This window comes from Cytobacillus sp., from assembly GCF_964223445.1.
Lineage (GTDB): Bacteria > Bacillota > Bacilli > Bacillales > Cytobacillaceae > Cytobacillus.
In genome coordinates this window covers 21436-27527 of record NZ_CAXQGS010000141.1, presented here as the reverse complement: position 1 = coordinate 27527, position 6092 = coordinate 21436, and the positions used below count along the sequence as shown (strand labels likewise).

Here is a 6092-nt window from a genome sequence, read left to right as displayed (position 1 = left end):
TGCAAAATCCTCCAGGCTGTTGATTTCAACCCCGAACTTTACCAGCTTTTCCTTATACTCCATTAGAGTTGAAAAATACTCTCCGTTAGTTTTTTTCTCTCCATTCAGGATTTTATAAAGATTTGTTTTCGGAAATAAGGTGACAGGGACATAATCAATAATACAGGCTGAGAGAAGCTCGCTTTCCGGTGTATCACAAATGCCCAGTGCCCCTTTCACGAATAGGTCCTGGGAAGCATCAAGAAAAATAACCTTCATTACAGTATGAAGCTGGGCTTCTTCACTAAAATCATAGGGAAGTACATTCCAGTTTTCTTCTAACACTTTTAATATATTTGAATCGACTTTCCCTAAATCCCCGACTGCGAGGATATTATGTTTAATTGTTGAATTTGGAGCTGATTTGGCACCTAATAAATTTTTCACTACTTCTGCAACTATTTTTTCAATTAACTGCCGGTCAATCATAAGCGTTCCTCTTGCCTTACTAACCTGCCTGCTGTTTTTCCGGCAATCAGTCCTGCATTGGCTTCATCAGTATCAATATGCATTTCAAGTCTATACCGGGGAGAGATTCTAATTAACACATTTCCAATGGATATTGGACGTTCTCCCTCTGCCTTAACTGTGACGTATTCCCCATTTTCCACACCGAAAGCTTCAGCATCTTCCGGAGCCATATGAATGTGTGCCTGGGCAATAATCAGACCTTCTTTTTTGTATAGGCTGCCCTTGGGTCCTATCAGTGTAACAGGCGAAGATCCTTCTATATTCCCAGATTCGCGAAGCGGGGGTTTCAGCCCCAGCTTGATCGAATCAGTACGGCTGACTTCTACCTGGGTCATATTGCGCGCAGGACCAAGAATGCGCACTTTTTCAAGGCTTCCTCTTGGTCCTGCGATGGTTATGGTTTCATTAGCAGCAAATTGGCCAGGCTGAGATAAATCAGCTTTTTTTGTAAGCTGATAGCCTGTTCCAAAAAGAATCTCCAAATCTCTTTGACTTAGATGACAGTGCCGGGCAGAGACAGCCATTGGGATTGAATGATCTTTTCCTGAGGAACCTTTTAGACTTGAGACGATTTCCTCTACAATCGATTGAATGGCTTGCTCGTTCATGGTTTAAGCTCCTAACTTAGTAATCTTGTGTTAAAGCTCGGCATCAATTTTTGGAAGGATGCTTTCCAATTCGTTATGAGGACGAGGAATGACATGAACAGATTTCAATTCTCCAACACGCTGTGCTGCTGCAGCTCCCGCATCTGTTGCCGCTTTGACAGCACCTACATCACCGCGCACAAGGACTGTTACAATACCGCCTCCTACATGCACCTTTCCAACCAAATGAACATTCGCAGCCTTCACCATCGCGTCAGCAGCTTCCACTGAAGCAACCAGCCCTTTAGTTTCAATCATTCCTAATGCAGTTAATTCTCTAGCCATTTTTATTTCCTCCTAATTAGTTAGTTTGATATTTTTTCATCACTTGATTGACCATGTCGGCAATCATCTTTGTATCTACTTCGCCATCTGGCGATACTTGCTGAAGAACTTGACTAACAATATGATCAACATCCCGGCTGCCGGCTTGTTCTTTTTCCGCTATAGAAGAAGGTGCTGCCGGTTTTGGGATGGTGACTTCTTTCGTACCATAAGCCATTCTTTTAATGTTGATCAGGTGGCGAACTGTCACATTATCAGAGGTAATGTTGCCGCCGAATGAACCGCATCCCAGAGTCAGAGAAGGCATCAATCCGGTTGTCGCCCCAACAGCACCAATCGAGGACAGCGTGTTGACCATCATCCTCGAAACAGGCATTTGCAGGGCAAAATCCTTCGCCACTGCATCATCATTTGTATGGATGGAGAAGCTATGCCCTCTTCCGCCCAAATTGAGAAGCTGCAGGCAGATTTCTTTTGCCTCCTGGCAGCTTTCCGCTGTATAAAGCGCAAAAACCGGAGACAGTTTTTCAATTGAAAATGGTATGTCTTTGCCTACTCCAGTTTCTTCAGCAATTAAAACTCTTGTATCTTCAGGGACTTGGATACCAGCCATGGCTGAGATTTTAACAGCACTTTGACCGACGATATCCGGATTCAGCTTTCCCGGTGATGGCGAAATGACTTTTTCCAAAGCCGCTTTTTCATCCTTATTTAAAATATAAGCCCCATTATTTCTGAGTTCTCTCATAGTCATTTCTTTGATGTTGCGATCTACTACGATCGATTGTTCAGTAGCACAAATCGTTCCATTATCAAAAGATTTACTGTCAATAATCATACTTACCGATTGGGCTATTTTAGCGGTCTTTTCTATATAGCAAGGCACATTTCCAGGTCCTACCCCATAGGCAGGCTTGCCTGAGCTATACGCAGCCCTGACCAGTCCGCCGCCGCCTGTTGCCAAAATGAGATTGATGTCGCGATGCTTCATTAATTCGTTTGTTGCACTCATGGAAGGCTTTGAGATCCATCCAATCAATCCTTCAGGTGCTCCTGCCTGTATGGCTGCTTCATTAACAATTTTTAAAGCTTCAACAGTACATTTCACTGCCCTTGGATGAGGGCTCACGACAATGGCATTTCTTGTTTTCAGAGCAATCAGCGCTTTAAAAATGGCTGTTGAAGTAGGATTGGTCGTTGGAATGATGCCTGCAATGACACCGTAAGGATAGGCAATTTCTGTTACTTTATTTACCCGGTCCTCACGTATGATGCCTACTGTCTTTTCATCTTTAATAGACTCATAGACAGCCTTGGAACCGACTTCGTTTTTAATTTTTTTGTGCTCGACTATGCCCATCCCTGTTTCCTCTACCGCCATCCGGGCAAGGTAAAGTGACTTGGCATAAGCAGCATCAGCGGCTTTTTTGACGATTTCGTCGACCTGCTCCTGAGTAAAGGCCATATACTTTAACTGTGCTTCCTTGGCCAGCTTTACAGCATTCCGCATTTCCTGCATCGATTGAAGATCATGATCAAATTGCAAGATTCCCACGCTCCTTTCGGGATATTTTGAAAGAATTAGTACTTTATAGGATTCTGAGAAATTTCCATAATGGCATCCCGGAAAGCATCAGCAGCAGCCTGGCAGGCTGATTGAGAGCCGGTCAGCAGCCCTCCGCCAAAGTTGGTTTCCGAAGGCGGCCCGAAAAATTTAACCATTTCTACATCCGCTGCCTTTAGAGCAGCGTCAAGTCCATAAACGGCTTCCAATGGCGGGGCTATTAGATATGCTATAGGCTCTCCGATATTGATGCCTGCTTCCTTTGACAGATAGGAACCTGTTCTGGAAACAACATGTGCGTATATGGCATGTGTTTTTTCCTGATCAAGCGCTTCAAAATAAGCATCGGATTCAGCTGTCTGAAGGACAGCCTCCATGCCGCTTTTAACTTCATCAGGGGAATGCCCTGCCATAATACCAATCATTTCACCTGATAATGGCCCAGAAGCATGAGCAGCCCCCCCATAAAAAGACCTGGCATAAACCACTTCGACATCAGCTCTTTTAGTCGCTTCATCGAGTGCAGTATAGCCTACGTCATCGACTGTAGAGGTGAAAATGGCCAGGCTTCGGTGATGTGGCTGAAGCTGAAACTGCTTTGCAAGCCCCTGATCCACATTAGGTATCACCCGAACAGCCAATATATCAGCGTGAATGCGTTCTAATCCCATTTTTTCAGCCACCTACCCTTCCTTTTTCACGAGCGAAACACCACTTGCTTCATACTTTATAACCTTTTGGATGACCGTCCCGAGATAGGCGCCAGCCTCAGCAGGAGGAATTCCGCCTTTATGTATATTGGAAATTACCATCCGGTCAGCTTCGATCGTTCCTTTTCGGGGTTCATAGCAAAGGTAGGCACTCAGTGATTCAGCACTCACCAGACCAGGACGTTCGCCAATCAATAACACAACCACTTTGGGCTTAAGGAGTTCCCCAACTTCATCCATAACAGCCACCCTGCCTTTTTCGATATAAAAAGGGGTCCCCATATCAAGGCCTAAATTTTTAAGGGATTGCTGAAGGGATAAAAATACATCCTCTGCATTTTCCTCAATGGCACTTGAGCTCAGCCCGTCAGACAGGATGATTTGAACAGCCGGTCCCTTTTGGCATTTAGCAAGAATGATTTTTTTGGCTTCTTCTGATAGCTTTCTGCCATAATCGGGCCTGCGGATGTACACTTCTTTTTCATTCACCATCGTATTGACTTTAAAGAGTCCAAGGCGGTTTATAAGCTCATCATTAACATTTCCATAGACAGCATCGACTGCTGCTGCATGGTCGAAGCGGAATTTCAGCCATGTATCTGTCTTCGGTCTTGAACCTGCTCTGCCCACCCCGATTCTTGCAGGCGTTTTGCTCTTGAGTGCCTCCAGTTCAACTGGATCTGCGGGATTATAAATGCCTGTCTTTTGTGAATGACTTTCGGTCTTATCATGACTCGCTTTATCTGGTGAGGTCATTTTAAGTTCATTTGCATTATGATAGCTTTTAATTTTTATTAAACTGTCTGTATCCTGTTTTTCAGTCTCGATCATCTCGACTGACATCTTGGATGGTTCATTGCCGGGTTTTGAAGTATGGTTCCAAAATTTCACTCCTGCACTGCTTTCTTGCCCCTTCACATCAGAGGTTTGCTGAGATTGAAGTTTTTCCACTACAAGGCGTGTTACTTTTTCAATCAATTCAGGATTCATTCATTTCAACTCCTATCGTGAAAAAATGGTTGGATCACCAGCGATTTTGCTCAGCTTTCCATTTTCGAAGATTCCCATTTTCTCAAGCCAATCCCTGAATATTGGAGATGGCTGCTTATTCATCGTCTGCCTGAGGGTGGCAACGTCATGATAGCTCATGGATTGGTAATTGAGCATGCAATCATCCCCCATTGGGGCAGCAATAATAAAATTCACTCCAGCTGCTGTCAGCAGTACACCAAGGTCTTCGATATCATTTTGATCGGCCTTAATATGGTTCGTGTAGCAGATATCAACCCCCATAGGAATGCCATGCATTTTCCCCATAAAATGATCCTCAAGCCCCGCCCTGATGACCTGCTTATTGTTGTACAAATACTCAGGCCCAATGAAACCTACCACTGTATTTACGATGTAAGGGTCATAATGCCGGGCGAACCCGTAATTTCTCGATTCCAGTGTCATCTGATCCATTCCAAAGTGAGCTTCAGCGGATAGCTCTGAACCCTGGCCCGTTTCAAAATATAAACGCTGAGGCCCTGTGCCGGTGCCGAGAGTTTTTGCCATGTCATTTGCTTCCTCAAGAAGTGAGGCCGTAATTCCGAATGACCGGTTGGCAGCCTCTGTTCCAGCTATGCTTTGGAAGATCATATCGGCAGGTGCTCCCTGTTCGATTGCCTTCATTTGAGCTGTTACATGCGCAAGCACACAGTTTTGTGTTGGAATATCCCAGTCTTTGATAAAAGCATGTGTGGCATGGAGCAGCCTCTTTACACTCTCAACCGAATCATCCACAGGATTAATTCCAATCACTGCATCCCCTATGCCGTAGGATAAACCTTCTTTGAGGGATGCGATCATGCCGTCCACATTATCGGTTGGATGATTTGGCTGCAGACGGGAAGCCAATGTTCCTTTATAACCAATCGTTATATTGCATTTGGACAGTATTTCGATTTTGTTTGATGCATGAACAAGATCAAGATTAGACATGATTTTTGCGGCGGCAGCAATCATCTCACTGTTTAGTCCCCTGCTGATTCTTTTTAAATCTTCACCTGTCGTGTCATCGTCCAGGATATATTCACGAAGTTCAGCAACGGACCAATTTTTTATGCTCTGATAGACGGGTTCATTTATCCCGCTTTCTATAATTCTCGAAACCTCATCCTCTTCAGGCGAAAGCATAGGATTTTCGCGGATATCAGATAGGGTTAAATGACTTAGAACCAATTTTGCTGCGATTCTTTCCTGGACGGTTTCCGCTGCAATTCCCGCGAGGCGGTCCCCTGACTTTTCTTCATTTGCTTTAGCGAATAAATCTTTCAGATTATTAAACTGATACACATTTCCCAAATGATTGGTTTGCAGCTTCATAAATAATCC

7 protein-coding genes are annotated in these 6092 nt (G+C 44.3%); all 7 read right to left on the bottom strand.

Annotation, left to right across the window (positions count from 1 at the left end; genetic code table 11):
- Positions 1–468 (bottom strand): hypothetical protein (locus tag ACEQ1T_RS24470; protein WP_370225159.1); only part of this gene is annotated, 468 nt, incomplete at its 3' end.
- Positions 465–1118 carry a phosphate propanoyltransferase gene (locus ACEQ1T_RS24465; protein ID WP_370225157.1) on the bottom strand — a complete coding sequence of 218 codons (654 nt, stop codon included), beginning with the start codon at positions 1116–1118 and terminating at the stop codon, positions 465–467. The genes ACEQ1T_RS24470 and ACEQ1T_RS24465, both read right to left, overlap by 4 nt.
- A 30-nt stretch (positions 1119–1148) precedes the next feature.
- Positions 1149–1442 (bottom strand): BMC domain-containing protein, encoded by a 294-nt coding sequence (locus ACEQ1T_RS24460; RefSeq protein ID WP_009334386.1) that lies wholly within the window; start codon positions 1440–1442, stop codon positions 1149–1151.
- A gap of 16 nt (positions 1443–1458) precedes the next feature.
- Positions 1459–2988, bottom strand: a complete 1530-nt coding sequence (locus ACEQ1T_RS24455) for an acetaldehyde dehydrogenase (acetylating) (RefSeq protein ID WP_370225156.1) — start codon at positions 2986–2988, stop codon at positions 1459–1461.
- Positions 2989–3023: 35 nt separating this feature from the next.
- The gene (gene eutL, locus ACEQ1T_RS24450) at positions 3024–3677 is read right to left on the bottom strand and encodes an ethanolamine utilization microcompartment protein EutL (protein WP_370225155.1); all 654 of its coding nucleotides are present in this window, start codon (positions 3675–3677) and stop codon (positions 3024–3026) included.
- Between the two features lie 12 nt (positions 3678–3689).
- Entirely contained in the window at positions 3690–4706 is a 1017-nt protein-coding gene (gene eutC, locus ACEQ1T_RS24445) for an ethanolamine ammonia-lyase subunit EutC (RefSeq protein WP_370225154.1), read from the bottom strand.
- A 12-nt stretch (positions 4707–4718) separates the two neighbouring features.
- Positions 4719–6083 (bottom strand): ethanolamine ammonia-lyase subunit EutB, encoded by a 1365-nt coding sequence (locus ACEQ1T_RS24440; protein WP_370225152.1) that lies wholly within the window; start codon positions 6081–6083, stop codon positions 4719–4721.
- Between the last annotated feature and the right edge of the window lie 9 nt (positions 6084–6092).